A 19,899-nucleotide genomic window follows, 5' to 3' on the forward strand; every position below is an offset into this window, starting at 1 on the left:
TAGATGCGGCGTTGACATGGCATTATACCGCAGCAATAATGGATGTATATGAGGCTTTCATAGGATGTGAATCGGAAGGAGTAATATAATGGCTAAATTATCATTAGTTCATAAGGTCCCAACTCAGGAGAAGGTAGTCGCTTTTACGTTCGACGATGGGCCGCATCCATTATATACGAAAGAGTTGCTGGATATCTTCCATAAACATAATGGTAAAGCGACTTTTTTTATGATCGGTCAAGAGCTCAATATGTACGAGGCTATCGCAGCACAGGTTCATATGGCCGGACATGAGATTGCCAATCATACCTACTCCCATCCTGATTTGACAACACTGACTTTAGACGAAGCAAGAGCTGAATTGCAGCGGGCGGATGATACGATTCGTAAAGTGACGGGAACGCATGTATCGAACTTTAGACCACCTTTTTTTGGTGTTAACGATGATATTCTTAGGCTTGCTGCAGAATTCGGATACCATTCGATTGGCGCTGTAAACGGTGAGGCGAAGGATTGGGAACAGCCCGGTGTCGATTTTATTCTGGATCATACGAGACCAACCATCGAAAATGGAAGCATTTTTTTGTTTCATGATGGGTATGGCGAACGAGCTCAAACCATTGAAGCTGTCCGGATATTGGTGGAAGAGCTTGATGCCGAGGGTTATCGATTCGTGACTTTAAGTGAGTTGTTTGGAATCGCTGATCTCCAGCTATAAAGATTAGCCAAAGGTAAGCATAATTTCCAGACGCTGTTGTCTCCGGATTTTCTGAATTGTTTCGCTTTTAGCGATTAATGATTCCTTCATAACCTATTAGCAGGACCCCTTCCTCAATAAAATCGAGGAAGGGGTCCTGCTTTATTGTGTAATGGCTGTACTCTCTGCTTGCTTTAGGTTTTTTATTTTATACGTTTTTACTAGATTGATGTATTATCTCTATCCATTTGGATGTTGTGTGGATTCCCGAACGATCAGATTAGACGGAAGGAGAATTTCAACAAAAGGCTCATCAGGATGGTCAATACGCCAGAAGAGCTGTTCAACAGCTTTACGTCCAAAGTAAGACAAATCTACATTCATCGTTGTAGTCAACGGTGTTGTTATTCGTGACAATTGTCCATTATCGAAGCTGACAATGGATACATCTTGGGGAATTCGATACCCAAGCTTGTACACAACGGAATTGATCAAGAATCCAAATCCGTCATTGACACAGAACCATGCCGTAGGCTGCTTATCGAGCGCTTGTACAGCGTTGAATACATCATCCATTTCTTCTATTACACGATCGATTACCCATATCGGGTTGTATTCAATTCCAGCCTGGTATAGAGCCAGGCGATAACCTTCTAAGCGCTCGTAATAGCTTGGTGAGAATTGTATATTGCCGATGAAGCCAATACGGGTATGTCCCAATTCAATTAAATGCTGTACTGCAGTAAAAGCGGCATAGCGATTATTGGTTAGAATACTATCGGCCTTAAGATCAGGGTGATGGTGATCAATTAACACGGTGGGAATACCTGTATTGGTCACTGCCTGAATATAAGGGTTCGTAATATGGGATAGGATCAAGACCCCTTCTACAGATTGATCCAATAATATAGGAGGCAGGATTAAATTCTCAGAAGAATGCTTATCAATAGATTGAATAACCATACGCTTATTCCGCTTCGCTGCTTCCTTCTCAATGCTCAAATAAATTTCTCCAAAAAAGTTTCGTTTGGAAAATGCAAATTCCGATGCCAAGATGGCAAAGGTTCCTACTTCTTCTTCAGTGCTTTTACGCCCTCGCGAATAGATGTAACCCATCTCATTCGCTGTATCGATAATTAATTGCCTTGTTTCTTCGCTGACACCGTCTTTACCAGACAGAGCCTGAGAAACAGAGTTCTTCGATATATTTAATCGATCGGCGATATCTTGCATAGTTACCTTCACCTTCATGCGAAGATACGTCCTTTCTAATAAGAAGTGTAATGAATATTCTTCCATACTGTCTCTCATAATACTAAAGATTATGCTGCAAAACTACATTACAATTCTAAATTATTATAACATTACAAAATAATATTGTAAAGTTAATGCATAGTGTGTGTAATTGTGTCGATTGTATAAATAATCGAAGAATAGGTTGACAATTTCGCTTAAAACTATAATAATAGCAAATGTAACGCTTACAAAACATTGTTTTAAGTGATATTGTAACGTTACAAAAATTGATTTATAGATTACTAAATGCTGTACGAAAGTGCATCTATACTTTAGGGAGGTTTTATTTTATGAAGAAAAAGCTTGCAGTATTAATGTCACTTACGCTTGTATTCACGATTCTTGCCGGTTGTGGATCGAAGAGTAGTAATTCAGGCACTTCAGCAGATGGAGTAACAACTATTGAGTTCTGGGCTGCACCTAACCCGACTCAACAAGCATATTGGCAAAAAATCGCCAAAGAGTATGAGACTGTTAATCCTAAAGTGAAAATCAATGTAAGTGCGATCAAGGAGTCCCCTACTTCTGAGGCGAGTATCCAAGCTGCAATCGCAGGTGGAAGTGCTCCAACGATGACTGAGAATATTAGCCGTGGTTTTGCAGCACAACTTGCGAACAGTAAAGCGTTAGTTCCTTTGGATACAATAGCAGGTTTCGATGATATTGTGACAAAACGTAATATGTCCAAAACGATTGAGCCTTGGGAATTTGCGGATGGTCATCAATATGTTCTTCCAATCTACTCGAATGCGATGATGTTCGGATGGAGAACGGATATCTTGAAAGAAGCTGGTGTGAACGAAATTCCGAGAACATACAGTGAAGTGATTGAGGCAACGAAAAAATTAAAAGCAAAATACCCGGATAAATATCTTTGGGCGAAGCCAGACTTAGCAGATCCTACATCATGGAAAAGATGGTTCGACTTCTTTATGTTGTACAATGCAGCATCTGATGGTAACAAATTCATTGAGGGTAGCCAATTTGTTGGCGATGAAAAAGCTGGTATAGACGTACTTTCTTACGTGGACAATCTTCGTAAGGAGAAAGGGCTCTTGACTCAGAACGTAACGGAACCTTTCGAAAATGGCGTGGGTGTATTTACGGATGTCGGTCCTTGGACATTTAACATGTGGGCTGAGAAATATCCGGAACTTGAGTACAAAAAGAACTTTGAAGTCACATTGCCTCCTGTTCCGGACGGTATGGATCCAGCAAATGCGAAAACTTTTGCGGATGCTAAAGGAATTGTTATCTATGCATCGGCAAGCCCAGAGCAACAGGCTGCTGCAATAGAATTCATCAAGTGGGTATACTCGGATGTTCAAAACGATGTTGCCTTTTTCCAAGAAACGAACTTGCCTCCAGCACGTGATGATGTAGGTACGAATGAAGCATTTAAACCTGTATTTGAAAAAACGCCTGTATTGCAAGAGTATGCAAAAGCAATCCCGAATGCTGTTCCATCCATGGACAATCCGAAATTCAACGAATTGCAAACCTTTATTGGTCAAGAGGCCTTTAACAAAATCGTTCGTGGTGAGATTGATCCGAAAACGGGTTGGGACAATATGAAGAAGGCGATTGAAGGGGAACTTCAATAATGATTGAAAAAAATAATAATCGGTTAGGCTGGCTTTTTGCCAGCCCTTACCTTATTTTTTCGACTGTGTTTTTCTTGGGCCCGCTTATCTGGTCTCTATATTTGTCTTTTACTAACTGGGACTTGATTTCACCAACTTATGATTTTGTAGGATTCAAGAACTTTACCAAAGCATTAGGCACACCAGGGGTAAGATCGGCATTTTGGGTAACGTACAAATTTATGATCGTATTTGTACCGATTGTCACAGCCATGTCGCTTTTTGTAGCGGTAATTGTAAAAGGCTTACCTAAATTAAAAACCGTATTTCTTATTGGATTTTTCTTGCCTTACCTATCCTCAGGGGTTGTTGCATCCCTTATTGTTAAAGGTTTTTTGTCACATACAAGTCCTGTTCAGACGTTTCTAAGGGATCGGTTAGGTCTTGATATTGACTGGCTCGGCGGATCTTTCTCGGCATTGTTCGTCGTTGCGATGATTATGGCTTGGAAATTTACAGGTTACTATGCGTTAATTCTTACTTCAGGTTTAGAAAGCATTGATCAGGAAGTATATGAAGCAGCGGCAATTGATGGCGTGAAGGACAGCCAAAGGTTCTGGAGAATTACGTTGCCTTTGCTTTACCCTGCGATTTATACAACCTTAATTTTATCCTTTGGTGCAACATTCGGTATCTTTACTGAGGTCTACCAATTAACAGGCGGCGGACCGAACTATGCAACGAATACATGGCAAATGGAAATATACAGTCAAGCATTTAAGAACCTGCAGGCAGGTTACGCGTCAGCTATCGCGATTATGGCTGCGGTTGCGACATTTATATCTATCTTCGTAATCCGAAAAATTCTGGAAATGTGGGGTAAGCGCAATGGTTGGGTCTAATTCAAACATCAAGCTCCGGCTGTCGATCCGCTATCTGATTGCGATCGTACTGCTCGTGATTATGGTATTCCCCTATTTATATATGGTATTGAACTCACTTGCAGATTGGTCACAGGTAGACCGGAAGCTGATACCGACGAAATTTACGCTGCGCTCGTATCAATGGCTCTTTACAGGTGGTGAGACCGGGATTACAAGACCATGGATTCACGCCTTCTTTAACAGTGTGTTCGTTTCCCTGGTATCTACAGCCTTAATGATGATGTTCGCGATTATGGTCGCTTATGCGTTGGCGAAGCTGAAATTCCGCGGGAGAGACTCTATTAACAACTTTGTGTTGTTTCATATGTTCTTTCCGGCAATCATTCTGATCATCCCTAACTTTTTGATTATTCAAAAAGTAGGACTGTTCGATACGTATTGGGCGCTCATTATTCCCAAGGCGATGAGTTTATGGGGGATCTTCATGTACACCAACTTCTTTAAGGCGGTACCCGACGCTTTCATTGAAGCTGCCAAGCTGGATGGGGCATCCGATTTCAAAATCCTGTATAAGATTATGATGCCGATGTCGAAGTCCATTACGACCGTTGTATTCCTATTCCTGCTAATGGAACGCTGGACAGAGCTCCTATGGGATATGATCGTCGTCCGAAGTGACGGCATGTTAACATTGAACGTTTTATTATCTCAGATGTTCGGTCCGTATCAATCGTATCCGGGTCCGATGTATGCCGGTGCAGTGATGCTCACCTTGCCAATCATTATCTTGTTCATTATTTTCGGCAAGAAGTTCCAGGAAGGCATGCAATTTAACTTGAAATAGGTCTGCACAGGAGGGGTTATCGGTTGGAACAGCCGTGGTGGAAAGGGACGGTATTCTATGAAGTGTATATGCCAAGCTTCTGTGATAGTAACGGGGATGGGATTGGTGATTTCGGCGGTCTTACTTCCAAGCTGGATTATTTGCGGGAACTTGGCATCGGAGGGATTTGGCTAACGCCGTTCTATAAGTCTCCAAAAGTAGATAACGGGTATGACATTGCAGATTATTGTCAGATTGATCCAGACTTTGGAACGATGGAAGATTTCGAACGGTTTATTCAGGAAGCGAAGGCTCGCGGGATCAGAGTGATTGCCGATCTTGTCCTGAATCATACGTCTTCAGAGCATGCATGGTTCAAGGAATCCCGATCTTCAAGGACGAACCCGAAGCGGGATTGGTACATTTGGAAGGACGCTGTGAACGGCGGCGTACCTAATAACTGGGAATCGTTTTTTGGTGGAACCGCGTGGGAATGGGATGCTGCAACAGAACAGTATTACTATCATGGGTTTGCGAAAGAACAGGTCGATTTGAACTGGGCGAATCCCGAAGTTAAAGAAGCGATGAAGGATATTATGGCTTATTGGCTGGGCAAAGGCGTAAGTGGCTTCCGGTTAGATGTTATCAACTTCTTATCGGTGTCCGATCAATTCCCGGATAACCCGATGGATGAAGTAACGGGTGAGCAGAAGCATGTTCATGATCAGAATCAAGATGGAATTATGGATGCCATCGAGGAAATTAGCAGGTTTGTTCATGCGCATAGCGGAATGTTCATGGTAGGTGAAGTCGGCTCTGAAGATATGGACATGCTGAAGCGTTACAGCGGAACGGGTAAGTTTGATGTGGTCTTTAATTTCAATCTGGGAAGCCAAAAGGAATTTAGTCCAGAGAATTTGTTCGCCGAGCTTAAGACGATGGAGAAGGTGCACCGTACAGATCAGATTCCAACGTTATTCTTCGGTAGTCATGATATGGACCGCGTAATTTCGCGTTTTGGTGAAGGGGACGCGGAGATTGAGCAAGAACGGGCCCGCCTTATGGCAACGTTGGCCTTGACCGCAAAAGGGGTACCTTTCTTATATTTCGGTGAAGAGATTGGGATGCGGAATTTCGTAGCCCATAAGCTGGAAGATATGCGGGACATCCAAGGATTGAAGGCATATGAAATCGCACTACAGCGGGGGATCACTCCAACGGAAGCCCTAAAAATTGCGAATGCAAAGGGAAGAGATGCGTCCCGCTCTCCAATGCAATGGAACGCAAGTCCACATGGCGGGTTTACGTCAGGAACACCATGGATTGGCATGGGCCCGAATTATCAGCAATTAAACGTGGAGTCCGAATGCAATCAACCGAATTCATTATTACATTATTATAAAAAGCTTCTCCACTTGCGCAATACACAGGATGTATTTCAATTCGGGGATTATGACGTGCTGGAACGCAGAGGCAATCTTATTTTATATGTAAGAACATTGAAAGAACCCAATACCAGAGCGCTCGTAGCCTTGAATTACGATAATCAGAGCATAGAGATTGATCCTAGTGAGCTGCTGGATGGGCAAGCAACTAATATATTGTCAAGCCGCCGAGACATAGTGAGCGGTACAGACTTGGTAACTCTGTTGCCGAATGAAGCCGCAATATGGATGCGTGCACCGCTATTATTTGACTAGAGAGGAATTTTATTATTATGAAACTGCTCAAGAATGCTGTGAAGACATGTGAACAACTGCTCATGGAATACGCGATGAAAGAAGTATCCGTAACCAATACACAGAAATTAACATTCACAGGTGTAGATCATAAAGATGTCTACAATATTACAGCTCCATTCCAAGATGAGGGTGAGTGGGTGATTGCGGGTCGGGTTGAATCCCGTGACAGCGAGCATTCCGATGTCGTTTTTTTTGTCGAACGTGATGGACAATGGGTACCCCGTGAAGGAGCGCCTACCCTTGAACTTCAAGATCCTTTTTTCACGAAAATTAATGGCGAATTGATAGTTGGAGGCGTTCAAATTTATCCGCATCCTGTAAAGGCTGATGCCTTAATGTGGCGTACAGTATTCTACCGCGGAAAGAACATCGCGAGCTTAGAACCATTCTTTAAAGGACCGGATGGCATGAAAGATCTGCGCCTAGTGGATCTGAAAGATAGCATCGGAGTACTGACCCGCCCTCAAGGAGATAAAGGAGGACGCGGTAAAATCGGCTTTACCCGCATTGCATCGTTAGAAGCGTTATCCATTCCATTGATCGAAGAAACACCGTTATTGGATGGACAGTTTGTTGATGAAGAGTGGGGCGGTGCGAATGAAGCACACTTGCTAAAGAACGGACTGCTCGGTGTTCTTGGGCATATCGCATCTTTTGATGATTCGGGCGATCGTCACTATTACCCGATGGTATTCGCTATCGATCCGGCAACAGGTGAGTACTCGGATATTCAATTAATCGCTGTACGCAATCAGTTCTTGCCAGGCGTTGCCAAACGTCCTGATTTGGAGGATGTCGTGTTCAGCGGAGGGCTCGTACGTCATGAGGACGGTACAGCTAATATATATGCAGGAATCAGCGATGCGGAAGCACAACGAGCAACAATCCCTGATCCTTTTGCTCAATTTGAAATTTTATAAGTATGAAATCCATTTGGTTAAGGGAGTTATTACAACATGAAAATCTATCGTTATGAACAAAATCCACTTATTACACCGGCGGACGTTAAGCCGTATCACGATGACTTTGAAGTGATTGGTGCATTTAATGCCGGTATTGCTAGCTATAATGGTGAAATATTAATGTTTCTCCGTGTAGCAGAACGCCCGATTAGCAAGGATCCAAAAATTGTGAAAGCTCCGATTTATAATCCGGAGACCAATGAATTGGATATTTTGGATCTGAATACAGATGATGAGCGCTTCGACTTCTCTGATCCGCGTGTGATTAAGAATAAATCCGCTAGTGCTACATTTCAGTACTTGACTTCATTATCTTATATCCGAATCGCTCGAAGTAAGGATGGACATCATTTTACGGTGGATGAGAAGCCATTTGTGTACCCTTCCAATTCACTGGAGACGTTCGGGGTAGAAGATCCTCGGGTAACCCAAATTGGGGATACCTACTATATTTATTTCTCGGCAGTCTCCCCTGTGGGCGTTGGAGAATCGCTGGTATCAACTAAAGATTTCATGAATGTAACTCACCACGGCATGATCTTTGGGCCGGATAATAAAGACGTATTGATTTTCCCAGAGAAAATTAACGGCAAATATTATGCATTGCACCGTCCAACGACGAAAAGCACGGGAGATCCGGAAATATGGATCGCAGAATCGGACAACTTATTATATTGGGGTAACCATAAGCATCTGATCGGTTTGCGTGAGGGGATGTGGGATAGCGGCCGGATTGGCGGCGGTGCGGTTCCATTCAAGACCGAGAAAGGCTGGCTGGAGCTGTATCATGGAGCCACGTTGGAACATCGTTATTGCATGGGAGCAGTTTTGCTAGATCTAAATGACCCCTCGAAGGTGATTGCGCGCTCCAATGCTCCTATCATGGAGCCGGAAGCGGATTATGAGAAGAACGGATTCTTCGGCGATGTTGTATTCTCTTGCGGTGCACTTGTGGAAGGCGATGTTGTTAAAATGTATTACGGAGTCGCTGATACATCAATGGCTTGCGCAGAACTTAGTGTACAAGAAATTTTAGATAGCTTGATATACGTATAACAATAAAACGTCAAAACCGAAGTGGTTTTGGCGTTTTAATTTGGGAGAGAGGATGAAGAGAATGAACATTAAATTAACTGAAAACTGGAAACTTCGTGATTTTCATGTGGGGGAAGCCCGGGATCTTGAAGTTGCATCGCCAGAGTTTATTGATTATTTCTGGATGACCACCTCAGTGCCCGGTGACATCCATACGACGCTTCGTGAGAAAGGCATTATTGATGATCCTTTCTTTGGCCACCAAGATCAGAAATGCCGTTGGATTGAAGAAAAGGTATGGTGGTATCGTACGGTCTTTTCATACGATTCTGATCTTAAACCTGGTGAGAAGATGGAGCTATTATTCGAAGGGTTAGATACCTATGCAACCGTATATCTCAACGGTGTGGAGCTTGGATCAACAGATAATATGTTCATTAGCCATTCATTTGATGTAACCCGTGAATTAAATAAAGGGAAAAATACGCTTGCCGTAAAATTTGATCCTATTCATGTACACGCAGGCGATAAAGTCCAATATTATTGGTCGGGCTATAGTAAGAAGCGGATTTGGACACGTAAAGCGCAGAGTCATTTTGGCTGGGACTGGGGTCCGCGTCTGGTCTGTGCAGGCATATGGAAAGAGGTAAAGTTGATCAAACGGCGTCATGCACATTTAGATCATGTGTTTGCCCGTACAACTTCGATAGAGGGTCAAGTAGGTGTTGTTGATGTGGATTTATGCGCACATGCCTTTGATCGCGGATGTTCGTATACGGCGCGTGTGGAACTATTAGACGGGACGGAGCATGTTGCGGAAGCGAATGTCGCTTTGGACAGAGCTTCAGGGATTACAGTTGACGGGGCGATTACAGCGCGTACGCTTCATCATTCAGTTACCTTGCAGGTGATGGATCCAAAGTTATGGTGGACCCATGATCTAGGAACGCCTTTCTTATATCATCTACGCGTTACGTTATTTGCTGATGGGGAGCTAATAGATACCTATGAGCAGCCATTTGGGATTCGAAAGATCGAATTGATGCAGCTGGATGAAGAAGGGCGCCATGCTTTCACTTTTGTATTGAACGGCGTAAAAGTTTTTGCTAAAGGTGCAAATTGGATCCCTATTGATAGCTTTATTGCGAACGTGCCAGATAGCCGCTATACACATCTGCTTCAGATGGCCAAGGATGCCAATATGAATATGATTCGCGCTTGGGGTGGAGGCATTTATGAGCGGGATATTTTCTTTGATGAATGTGATCGGTTAGGAATTTTAATCTGGCAGGACTTCATGTTCGCTTGTGCGTTGTATCCAGATTACAATCGTAATTTCATGAATAATGTTCACCGCGAAATTGAGCAGGTCGTAAAACGTCTTCGCAGTCGTACGAGCCTTGCTCTATGGTGTGGGAATAACGAGAATGATTGGTTGTATGAGGCACTGTCCTCTAACGGCGAGATCACACATCCCTTTTATGGAGAAAAAATTTATCATGAGCTCATGCCCGCAGTACTAGAGCAACTCGATCCCACACGAACGTTTTGGCCTAGCTCGCCTTTTGGCGGCAATGATCACAATTCACGTGATGTGGGCGATACCCATAACTGGCAAGTCTGGCATGGGAATAATGAGCCGCGTCAGTTTGGTGAACCGCAGACACAGGATTATAGTGTTGAAGGGATATCGTTCAAACGATTCAAGTCAGACTTCACGAAATTCGCCAGTGAATTCGGTTTACATGCGGCTTCCAATCGTTATACTTTAGCGAAAAACATGCCGGACGATCAGTTCTTCTGGGATAGCGATGAAATGAAGTACCGTAATAAAGATGTCCATTATCCAAAGGGCATTATGCTCATGGAAGGTTATACTGGAATTCCGAAGGATATCTATGAATATATTCAATTCTCGATGCTAACCCAGGCAGAGGGTTTAAGGTATGGCATTGAGCATTACCGCCGTAATAAGCCGGATACGAGCGGGGCTTTATTCTGGCAGTTCAATGATTGCTGGCCGGGAACGAGCTGGTCTGTCATCGACTACTATGGTTTACCAAAGGCGAGCTACCACTATGCGCGTAAATTCTTTGCACCGGTACTCTTATGTGTGGATCATGATCCGAATGGACCGCTGCAGCTATGGGCTCTCAATGATCGCCGCGAAGCTTATCAGGATGAGGCTGAATTAACGATTTATCGGATGGATGGTACAATTGTATATCAGCGTGCATTCGATGTTACCGTTGAAGCGAATAGTAAAGTTAATTTTGCCAAGTTAACTGAAGCTGAGGTACTGCAACAGCATAGCCCGCGCGAGGTTGTGGCTGTACTTCGTTCGAAGAAGATGGCGACAGAAGATTATGTACTCTATTTAAGAGACTATAAGGACATGAATTTTCAACCTGCACATATTCAGATCTCTGTGGATGAAGCGAAAGGACATATCCGCTTGATCACAGATCTTGTGGCACGGATGGTGATGATCGAACTAGATGCACCCTGGGTGATTATGGACGATAATTTCTTTGATCTGATTCCGGGTGAGGAGAAGACGGTTCGTGTGCATCATGTGGATGCCGGGGCACTGCCTTGGGAAACCTTACGTGTAACGGCAATGAATGATGTGGGTTTACAAAAACTAGGAATTAAGGAGATGAGCTAAGATGAAGGCGGCTGTATTTCAAGGAACTAAGCGCATTGAATTTAAGGACTGGGAAGCTCCGGCTGTTGGCTCCAAAGAAGTTAAACTTCGTGTGAAATGCTGCGGGATCTGTGGTACAGATCAGCATATTTATCATGGATACCCAGGGTCTGCGGAGGTGACAGCTCCGATTGTGTTAGGACATGAGCTTGCGGGCGAAATAGTGGCTGTGGGTGATGAGGTTACGACCTTACAAGTGGGGGACCGTGTATCGGTTGATCCGAACATCTATTGTGGAAACTGTTATTTTTGCCGGAATGGAAAAGTGCATTTATGCGATAACTTGCAGGCTGTTGGGGTGACTCGAGACGGCGGCATGGGCGAATATTGTGTTGTTCCTGTAGCGAACTGTTACTTGCTACCTGATGAAATGAGCTGGATCGAAGGGGCAATGATTGAACCTTTAGGTTGTGTGCTTCATGGCTATAAGAAGCTGGGTATCCGTAAGGCACACCAAGTCCTGATTATCGGCGGTGGTTTTATTGGTCAATTGTTCTTGCAGCTCGTCAAAGCTGCGGGTGTTAAAGGGATCATTGTCAGTGAGCCGGAAGTGTTCAAACATGACCGATTAGTCGAATTAGGTGCGGATGAAGCCGTATCTCCTACAGCAGAAGGCGTGATGGAAGCTCTCCATCATCAATTTGATATTGTGATCGAATGTGTAGGCCGGGCGGATTCCATGGAGCTGGCGGTTAAGGCATCACGTAAGGGTGGACAAGTCTTAATGTTTGGAGTTGCTTCCCCGGACACGTTGATTCAAGTCTCACCATTCGAAATTTTTACAAAAGAGTTGAACATCATGGGCTCTTTCATTAATCCATATACACATGAGGAATCGATTGCGTTAATTGAGAAGGGGATCGTTCAGATTGAGTCGTTGATTAGCCATCAGTTTTCGCTGAAAGATATACCGGAAATCATGGGCGAATATCCGAAACTGCGTGTTTCTAAAGGGATTATTGTGCACGAGAGGTAGTATTTAATCATAGTAAGCGTACAACAACGATGACTGTTGGCTATTTGCCATAGGTCATCGTTTTTTTGTGGGCAAAAACTGGCTGCGACGAGGTCTCTCTTTATAAAATATTGAAATTAATATTCAGTTGAGAATCCCTTCACTATCAGTTTACGATTCAGAGTTAGAGTTAAAGGAGGCCATGAGAAAAAGGAGCTTTGTCATGAACACAGATCCTAAAGTACTTATTGTTACGTCGGCATTTGGGGACGGGCATATGAAAGTGGCTGAGGCCATCGAACATTCATTTAGACGTCGGGGGATTAATCGGATTACAACTCTGGATCTATTCGCTGCAGTCCACCCTACCTTGAATGAGCTATCCCGAAGGTTCTATTTAAACAACACGGGGTATACGCAAGAATTTTATGGATTCTTGTACACAATGACGAGCAAGATGAGGCCAGAGCAGTTCATGGGTAGACTCATCCATTCTATAGGCAAACGAAAAGTACAAAGGATCATCGACGAGATACAGCCGGATATTATTATTCATACCTTTCCTTATTTGGCTGCTGCTGAACTAGCTTCAACAACAGGAAGTCGAATACCTCTGTTCACGGTTATGACGGATTATGTAGTTCATGGCAGGTGGCTTCACCCACGAACGACGAAATATTTTATCGCTTCAGAAAGCATGAAGGCGACTCTGATGTCAGCAGGGATCGCTGAAGAGAAGCTTGTGGTCAGTGGGATTCCCATTCGCGAGGCTTTTGAACAGTCTCAGGATCGTGAAGCGCTTTTGCGCAAACATGGGTTAAAAGGAAATCGTCAATATCTATTACTAGCGGCAGGAGCTTACGGCGTATTAAGTGACATTGGCGGTTTAATAAAACGAGTACTGCTTCAATCAAGCTTCGATGTCATCGTATTGTGCGGGAATAATCATAAGCTTCGAGAAGCTACGGGGGAGCTTTTTCAAGAGAACCCTCGAGTTCACATTTTGGGATATACCGAAGAAATGCAGGAGCTGATGTGCATAGCTTCCTGTCTATTGACCAAAGCTGGCGGGATTACCTTGACTGAGGCGATGGCTCAAACACTTCCAGTTATCGTCTATCGACCCCTCCCCGGTCAGGAGGCAGGCAATGCAGAATGGTTATCTGGGCAGCATTTGATAGAGATTGCACGAAATGAGGAGCAGTTAGTAGAGCAGCTCCAGCGATTGGAGCATATGGCGTACAGAGATGAAAGGGAACAGCATATGAAGGTCTTTTCGCGGAAATCAGCCTCGGATGCTATCGTTACCGAAGCTTTAGAGGCTATTAAATTGCGTCAGCCCTCTGTTCCCGCAGCAAAATCCATGCTTGTTGAAGGGCAGGCGAAGACGATTCATGGATATTATTAGGAAGAAAGAAAGACAACAGCAGACGTTTACCCGCCTCGCAATGATTCTCTTTTTTATAGAGTGGATAAGAGGGGCTGTCCTAATCACGTTCTTACCCACTTATATATTGACGAGCTGGGGGCTTACAACGTCAGTAGTTGGCATTGCGGTCTCCGTACACTATTTAACGGACAGCTTGATCAAAAGCTTCATCGGCTATCTCTTGGATAGATATCCTGGGCGTACCGTGCTTCATGGAGGGTTCTTTCTTGGGTTCGTTGGACTGTTATTGATGGTGACAACGCATAGTCCGTGGATGCTTATTGTAGCCTCTGCTTGCTTGGGTGCTGGATTCTCACCGATCTGGATCCTATGTATGAGCCAGGTATCAGAGGAAAAACGAGCACAACAGATGGGAACCTTGTACGTATACTGGATGGCTGGTCTAGGTCTGGGTCCCGTAATGATGAATTTGTTAATTGGTGGTGGGCTGTCACTGTCCCTTGCTGTCATTGGATTATTTTTTGTAGCGGGCTGGATCATGGTAGGTCTTGTAAAGATGAACAAGGTCTCGGTGCAGAGTGTGAATATATCCGTAGGTGAGCAGTTTGTATCTCTATGGAACAAAGTAAAAAAGGGAGGATTTCTGGTCCCTGGCATGCTGCTGCAGACTACAGCGGGCGGGATACTAGTCCCTTTTCTAACAAGCTTTGCTATTTCGCATCTGGGTCTTTCCCATTCTCAGCTGTCTATCGTGTTATTTATGGGAGGAGCAGGCGTAGTTCTATTTCTTGTGCCCATGGGAAAATGGTTTGATCAAGTCGGAGGGAAGTGGTTCCTTGTCATTGGGTTCGGCGTATTTGCGGTTGCCTTGTTCGGCTTAACTTCTATTAATTCCTTCTCCGCCGCCATTGGGCTCTCGCTTCTGCTAGGGTGTGCTTATGCTGCTTTACTTCCCTCTTGGAATGCTTTAATGGCCAGTTACATTCCCGAAGATTCTGTAGGGATCAGCTGGGGACTATTGTTTTCCATAGAGGGTTTAGGGGTGGTTATTGGTCCGCTAATTGGAGGCTGGCTGGGAAGCTCAGGAAATCAATTGCTGCCTTTTCAAGTCAGTGCCTGTTTGTTTGGATTGATTAGTGTTGTCTACTTGCTATCCCCCGCCCGGTTATTTATTCATAGAAACAGAGGGATGGAGAAGCTTCCAAATGTATCGTAGTTAAGATTGATTTAATAGACTCTTCACAATTCCTGCAACTCCCCTGACTTCCGGCGCCGCCGACTCATGAATACCAAAGACAATGCAATGATCGTGAGAATAATCCCAAGTACTTGAAATCCCTCAAAGCTGAACTTGCCTCTCATTACGATGCCTATCAACAAGGAAGAGAGAATGGTTCCCAAATATCTTGAAGTATTAAATAAACCGGATGCTACGCCGATCATTTCCTTGGGTGAACTTTGGAACAAAACTGCTTGCATACCTATATTATTCAACCCATTGCTAATCCCGAATGCAGCCAGTGCCAGGCACACGCTAATAACCGGTGAAGATTGATTCAATGTCACGAGCCATACCGATCCCGCAGTCATCAATACAGCAGACACTAGTAGTGCCGGTCCTGGTCCGGATTTATCGATCCATCGTCCTGCTATTGGAGAAGTAACTAGAGAGCATAGGCCTAAGGTTAGCATAAGTATCCCTGTTTGATACTCGCTGACATGGCGAACCATTTGCAAGTAGGACGGAACTCCGAAAAAGAGTGAGTAAAAGAGTACATTAACGAGCATGAATTCCACATTAACCCATGTCATTGCAGGATATTTAACAAATGTGCGTAAAGGGATAAAAGGCGAAGTCGCTTTTAACTCATGTCGTACGAACACCCCTAGCAGAGCGAGTCCTATCAGTGAAACAATGACATTTCCTAAAGCAATGTGCCCGGATGATTTTGCTGAGAGCAATCCAATGAGCAGGGCAACCAGACCCATTGTGAAGAGCAGAATCCCTGATCCATCTATCCAATCGAACCATTTGTGAAGAGACATGCCCGGTGCAACGGTTAATGACGAGTTTTCCTTAGGGATATTTCTCCAAGATAATAGAAAGCTCACTACCACAAATGGAATATTGACGAAAAAGATAGCGGGCCAGCCCCACCAGTGTATAATAACCCCTCCAATAAAGGGTCCAATGGCTGCCGCACCAGATAGGAAGATGGACAAAACAGACAGCGCTGTCGCTTGTTTTTCCGTTACATGAATTCGCACTATAGCCATCCCAACGGCAACCATCATGCTTGTTCCAATGGCTTGCACAATGCGGAACACGAGGAGCCACGCGAAGCTTGGTGCGAATGGAGCTAATAATGAGGCAATGAAGGCTACTACAAGCCCGGTAAGAAATATTTTCCTCCTACCAAATAAATCGCTGGCCTTTCCCATGACGGGTTGAGCGATGCTACTAGCAATGTAGAAAGAAAAAATAATCCAGGAAACACCTGTATAGTCAAGTTGGAATACATTTTGCAATCTTGGAATAGCAACAGAAACCATTGAAGAGTTTAATGGGTTCAATAGTATCCCTAGACCCACTGAAATCATTAACCACCAATTCCGAGCACTCATTTTGTGTCCCCCTAAAGCGTATTAATGTCATCCTACTTGATTTTAATTATTCATTCCAACGCATTTTATGTTATATTCTCATTGACTTAAAGGAATGAATGGGGTGCGAAATGGAACTTCTACAGCTGCAATATTTTCTCGCGGTAGCTCGGTTGGAACATGTGACTGAAGCTGCGCGAAATCTGCACGTTACTCAATCATCACTTAGCAAAACAATACAGCGCTTGGAGGAGGATCTAGGGGTCCCTTTATTCGATAGAGTAGGGCGGAACCTGCGTCTGAATGAGTTCGGAAGCAGATTTCTTCGCCGTACAGAAAGAGCTTTGTTTGAATTGGAGCAGGGGAAGCAGGAGCTTAGCGATTTATCTCACCCGGAACATAACACGCTTGAATTAGCAGTGACCACCGCCAGTACATTACCCAATATCCTTCGCGAGTTTCGAAAAAAGCGACCTGATATTCAATTTCATGTGCAGATGCTGACTACGAAGGAAATGGTTACACTTTTGGATAGAGGAGAGGTGGATTTCTGCTTGTCCTCACCCCCTTTAGAAGGGGACGACATCGAATGCCAGGTCGTATTTATCGACCCAATCCTTGTAGCGGTTCCTAAGGGGCATCGGTTGGCAGATCGAAGCAGCGTATCTTTGATAGAGCTGAGAGATGAATGGTTCGTCGGGGTTAAGAGTGGTTATGGAACTCGGGATTTAATAGACTCTGTGTGCCAATCGGTTGGATTTACGCCTAAATATGTATATGAGGGGGATGAACCTGCAAGGTTGATCACTCTTGTGGAAGCTGAGATTGGACTTGCCTTCATACCAAGTACAGCAAGAAATTCACGGGAAGACATCAAATATCTCCAAATAGAGAATCACGAATTGGTACGGGAAATTGCTCTAATATGGCACAAGAGTCGGTACATTTCTCGGGCTGCTTTGGAATTTCGTGAGGTAGTTGTAGAATATTTCGGATCGTTATCCAAAGAGGTTTAAGACAATTGGGGATGGTTATCTAGAGGTATTTAACTGGATGCAAAAGAACAATTGCATCCAACTCAAGGACGCATAGTCTATAGAAATATTTTATAATGAAGATGTAGAAAAATCAGGTAGTGTTTAGTTATCTGATGTTGGTTCTTCCATAAACCATGAGATATGGGTGCATCTCTTACAAATAAGTATAGCAGCGTTTTTATTCGCCCAGTCAAATCCTAGAAAGGATGCTCCGCTTGTGTTAAGCAGTTTATAATCCAGATCAAAGGTATCGTTTTGACAACAAGGACAGGTTATTCGCGCGCCTGCAGCACTGTATCTCATTTTAAAAACCTCCTGTGAATTTGTATAGTTCTTTAACGCATCTGAGGTTATTAAGGTTTCATGTACTCGAACTTACTAGTTAATTTGGGGTGAAATTATGAATAGCTGGGAAACAGCTTTATCAAAAGTATGTGAGCTTTATTTTTCATCGGAAGTGAATTCGAAATTAGAATGGATCTTGGTGGGCTCGGTGGGTTCGGTTTTACAGGGCTGTGAAATGACTCCGGGAGACGTTGATATTTATACAAAAAATAAAGAAGGGATTGCACAATTTGCAGAACTTCTGAAGGAATATTCCTTGCTGGATAAATGTGAATTCCCTCATGGGGAGAGCTGGTTATCCTCTTTAGAAGAACCTACATACAGTCAGACCTTTTCTTCGGGCTTCTCATGGACAAAGGGGAGTTGGATCATCGATGGGTTTAAAGTGGAAGTCGTTCATATCTCCAATTCAGCGGGAATTCCTGATTCTATGGATGGCGATGGGATATGGGAAGGTGGACAATTCATTTGGAATCATTTTAGGAATGTGACAATCGGACGGTACACTATTCCTACGGTTCCTCTAGAAATACAGCTAGAATCAAATTTAAGAAGACAACGATCAGACAGGACACAAGCGATTATTACTACATTGCAAAAATATGGCTACGATCAAGAACTAATCGAAAAAGCTCTATCAAAGAAACACTTACCTTATTTTTATTCTCAAATGAATTGAGCAATGGAGATTGTTTAAAAAAAAGGAATTAACTGGTATAATATGGTTTATAATCGAGAAAGGTGTTGATTTCTATGTCTGACTTTTTTGATCCAGGACCTAATCCGAATGTGACGGACCCTGGCGGTCATAAAGCAAACCATGATGTCAATGCGCAAAAATATCATACACAAGGTGTTCCCGGATTTTGGAGCGAGGTAACCAATCTGTTCATCGTGGTGGCAATAATTGCAGTTATTTTCTTACTCATATGGATCTTCTAATGGTCTTGTAATGAAAAAATGACAGCCCTCATTTAACTCGAGGGCTGTCATTATCGTTATTGAGCTGAGTATCCTCCATCGATGACTATTTCCGAACCTGTAATGTATGAAGATTCATCTGTTGCCAGAAATAGCGCCGCTTGGGCAATATCGATGGCTTGACCCAAACGCTGCAGAGGTGTTGCCTGAATCAATCGGTCTAGCAAGTCCTTTGAAGTACTTAAAGCTTGAGTCATTGGCGTTTCAATAATTCCAGGGAAAAGAGTGTTTACCCTTACGCCTTGATGGCCGAAGGTTGTAGCAGCCGCTTTAGATAATGCGCGAACTGCGCCTTTGGATGCCGAGTAGTGATTAAAGCCTTGACCGATCAGAGCTGTATAAGAAGAAATATTGATGATCGAACCTTTCTTTTGGGCTGCCATATAAGGAGCGACATGTTTAATCCCAGCGAAAGGGCCATAACCATTGATGGAATTGATTTTCTGCCAATCCTCAATATTGATTTGATCAAATGGCTTTTCAGAAGAGATGCCTGCGTTATTGACAAGAATATCAATCTTACCAAAACGATCATGTACTTCCTTTGCCAGCACTTTCCAATCCTCATCTGAGGCAACATTCAATTTCATTCCATAAACATTCTGTTTCTGGCTTACTTTCTCTATCGCTGCCTCATTGATATCTGCGGCAATAACGATAGCGCCTTCTTGAGCAAACAGATCTGCCATGCTTTCACCAATACCGGAAGCCCCACCTGTAATAATAGCCACTTTATTATCTAATCTTTTCATTTTATATTCTCCTAACGAATTAAAAGATAACTGTTGGAATAACAACTGCCATTACTAATATGCCCAAAAAGATGTAGGTATATCTCTAGCCTTCGCTAGCGATTAA

The 19,899-nt window shown here is 43.5% G+C and carries 18 protein-coding genes; 14 read left to right on the top strand and 4 right to left on the bottom strand.

Annotated elements, in window-relative coordinates:
* Positions 1–88 precede the first annotated feature (88 nt).
* Positions 89–718 (top strand): polysaccharide deacetylase family protein, encoded by a 630-nt coding sequence (locus MKY52_RS17030; protein ID WP_341052449.1) that lies wholly within the window; start codon positions 89–91, stop codon positions 716–718.
* 219 nt (positions 719–937) lie between these two features.
* Here MKY52_RS17030 and MKY52_RS17035 read toward each other — a convergent pair whose 3' ends face one another.
* Positions 938–1,948, bottom strand: a complete 1,011-nt coding sequence (locus tag MKY52_RS17035; protein WP_341052452.1) for a LacI family DNA-binding transcriptional regulator — start codon at positions 1,946–1,948, stop codon at positions 938–940.
* A 335-nt stretch (positions 1,949–2,283) separates the two neighbouring features.
* On the opposite strand from MKY52_RS17035, the gene MKY52_RS17040 reads away from it, so the two are divergent.
* The 10 genes from MKY52_RS17040 (at position 2,284) to MKY52_RS17085 (ending at position 15,290) form a co-directional block, all read left to right on the top strand.
* A complete protein-coding gene (locus MKY52_RS17040; RefSeq protein WP_341052454.1) occupies positions 2,284–3,597 on the top strand; it encodes an ABC transporter substrate-binding protein in 1,314 nt (437 codons plus the stop codon).
* Positions 3,598–3,599: 2 nt separating this feature from the next.
* Entirely contained in the window at positions 3,600–4,478 is an 879-nt protein-coding gene (locus tag MKY52_RS17045; RefSeq protein ID WP_179085781.1) for a carbohydrate ABC transporter permease, read from the top strand.
* Entirely contained in the window at positions 4,465–5,304 is an 840-nt protein-coding gene (locus MKY52_RS17050) for a carbohydrate ABC transporter permease (RefSeq protein WP_076284699.1), read from the top strand. The genes MKY52_RS17045 and MKY52_RS17050 overlap by 14 nt, the downstream gene beginning before the upstream one ends.
* Before the next feature lie 23 nt (positions 5,305–5,327).
* A complete protein-coding gene (locus MKY52_RS17055; RefSeq protein ID WP_341052456.1) occupies positions 5,328–6,983 on the top strand; it encodes an alpha-glucosidase in 1,656 nt (551 codons plus the stop codon).
* Positions 6,984–7,000: 17 nt separating this feature from the next.
* Positions 7,001–7,945: an MTP-1 family protein gene (locus MKY52_RS17060; RefSeq protein WP_445670995.1), complete on the top strand. Its 945-nt coding sequence runs from the start codon at positions 7,001–7,003 to the stop codon at positions 7,943–7,945.
* 36 nt (positions 7,946–7,981) lie between these two features.
* Positions 7,982–9,043, top strand: coding sequence for a BtaManbiosPhlase (locus MKY52_RS17065; protein ID WP_341052457.1), 1,062 nt, complete (start codon positions 7,982–7,984; stop codon positions 9,041–9,043).
* 61 nt (positions 9,044–9,104) lie between these two features.
* Positions 9,105–11,690, top strand: a complete 2,586-nt coding sequence (locus MKY52_RS17070) for a beta-mannosidase (protein WP_445670996.1) — start codon at positions 9,105–9,107, stop codon at positions 11,688–11,690.
* Between the two features lies 1 nt (position 11,691).
* Positions 11,692–12,705 carry a zinc-dependent alcohol dehydrogenase family protein gene (locus tag MKY52_RS17075; protein ID WP_341052459.1) on the top strand — a complete coding sequence of 338 codons (1,014 nt, stop codon included), beginning with the start codon at positions 11,692–11,694 and terminating at the stop codon, positions 12,703–12,705.
* A 202-nt stretch (positions 12,706–12,907) separates the two neighbouring features.
* A complete protein-coding gene (locus MKY52_RS17080; RefSeq protein WP_341052462.1) occupies positions 12,908–14,092 on the top strand; it encodes an MGDG synthase family glycosyltransferase in 1,185 nt (394 codons plus the stop codon).
* Positions 14,079–15,290, top strand: coding sequence for an MFS transporter (locus tag MKY52_RS17085; RefSeq protein ID WP_076284695.1), 1,212 nt, complete (start codon positions 14,079–14,081; stop codon positions 15,288–15,290). Before MKY52_RS17080 ends, MKY52_RS17085 begins: the two co-directional genes overlap by 14 nt.
* A gap of 23 nt (positions 15,291–15,313) precedes the next feature.
* Here MKY52_RS17085 and MKY52_RS17090 read toward each other — a convergent pair whose 3' ends face one another.
* Entirely contained in the window at positions 15,314–16,699 is a 1,386-nt protein-coding gene (locus tag MKY52_RS17090) for an MFS transporter (RefSeq protein ID WP_341052465.1), read from the bottom strand.
* Positions 16,700–16,809: 110 nt separating this feature from the next.
* Between MKY52_RS17090 and MKY52_RS17095 the strand changes: the two genes are divergently transcribed.
* Positions 16,810–17,694 carry a LysR family transcriptional regulator gene (locus MKY52_RS17095; protein WP_341052467.1) on the top strand — a complete coding sequence of 295 codons (885 nt, stop codon included), beginning with the start codon at positions 16,810–16,812 and terminating at the stop codon, positions 17,692–17,694.
* Between the two features lie 123 nt (positions 17,695–17,817).
* Here MKY52_RS17095 and MKY52_RS17100 read toward each other — a convergent pair whose 3' ends face one another.
* Complete coding sequence (locus MKY52_RS17100; RefSeq protein ID WP_042129998.1) at positions 17,818–18,018, bottom strand: hypothetical protein; 201 nt, start codon at positions 18,016–18,018, stop codon at positions 17,818–17,820.
* Between the two features lie 97 nt (positions 18,019–18,115).
* Between MKY52_RS17100 and MKY52_RS17105 the strand changes: the two genes are divergently transcribed.
* Positions 18,116–18,739 carry a hypothetical protein gene (locus MKY52_RS17105; protein ID WP_341052469.1) on the top strand — a complete coding sequence of 208 codons (624 nt, stop codon included), beginning with the start codon at positions 18,116–18,118 and terminating at the stop codon, positions 18,737–18,739.
* 74 nt (positions 18,740–18,813) lie between these two features.
* Complete coding sequence (locus tag MKY52_RS17110; protein ID WP_042190658.1) at positions 18,814–19,002, top strand: hypothetical protein; 189 nt, start codon at positions 18,814–18,816, stop codon at positions 19,000–19,002.
* Between the two features lie 56 nt (positions 19,003–19,058).
* Here the strand turns inward: MKY52_RS17110 and MKY52_RS17115 are convergent, their stop codons facing one another.
* Positions 19,059–19,793 carry an SDR family NAD(P)-dependent oxidoreductase gene (locus MKY52_RS17115; RefSeq protein ID WP_341052470.1) on the bottom strand — a complete coding sequence of 245 codons (735 nt, stop codon included), beginning with the start codon at positions 19,791–19,793 and terminating at the stop codon, positions 19,059–19,061.
* Between the last annotated feature and the right edge of the window lie 106 nt (positions 19,794–19,899).

The organism is Paenibacillus sp. FSL P4-0184 (assembly GCF_038004625.1).
Lineage (GTDB): Bacteria > Bacillota > Bacilli > Paenibacillales > Paenibacillaceae > Paenibacillus_AQ.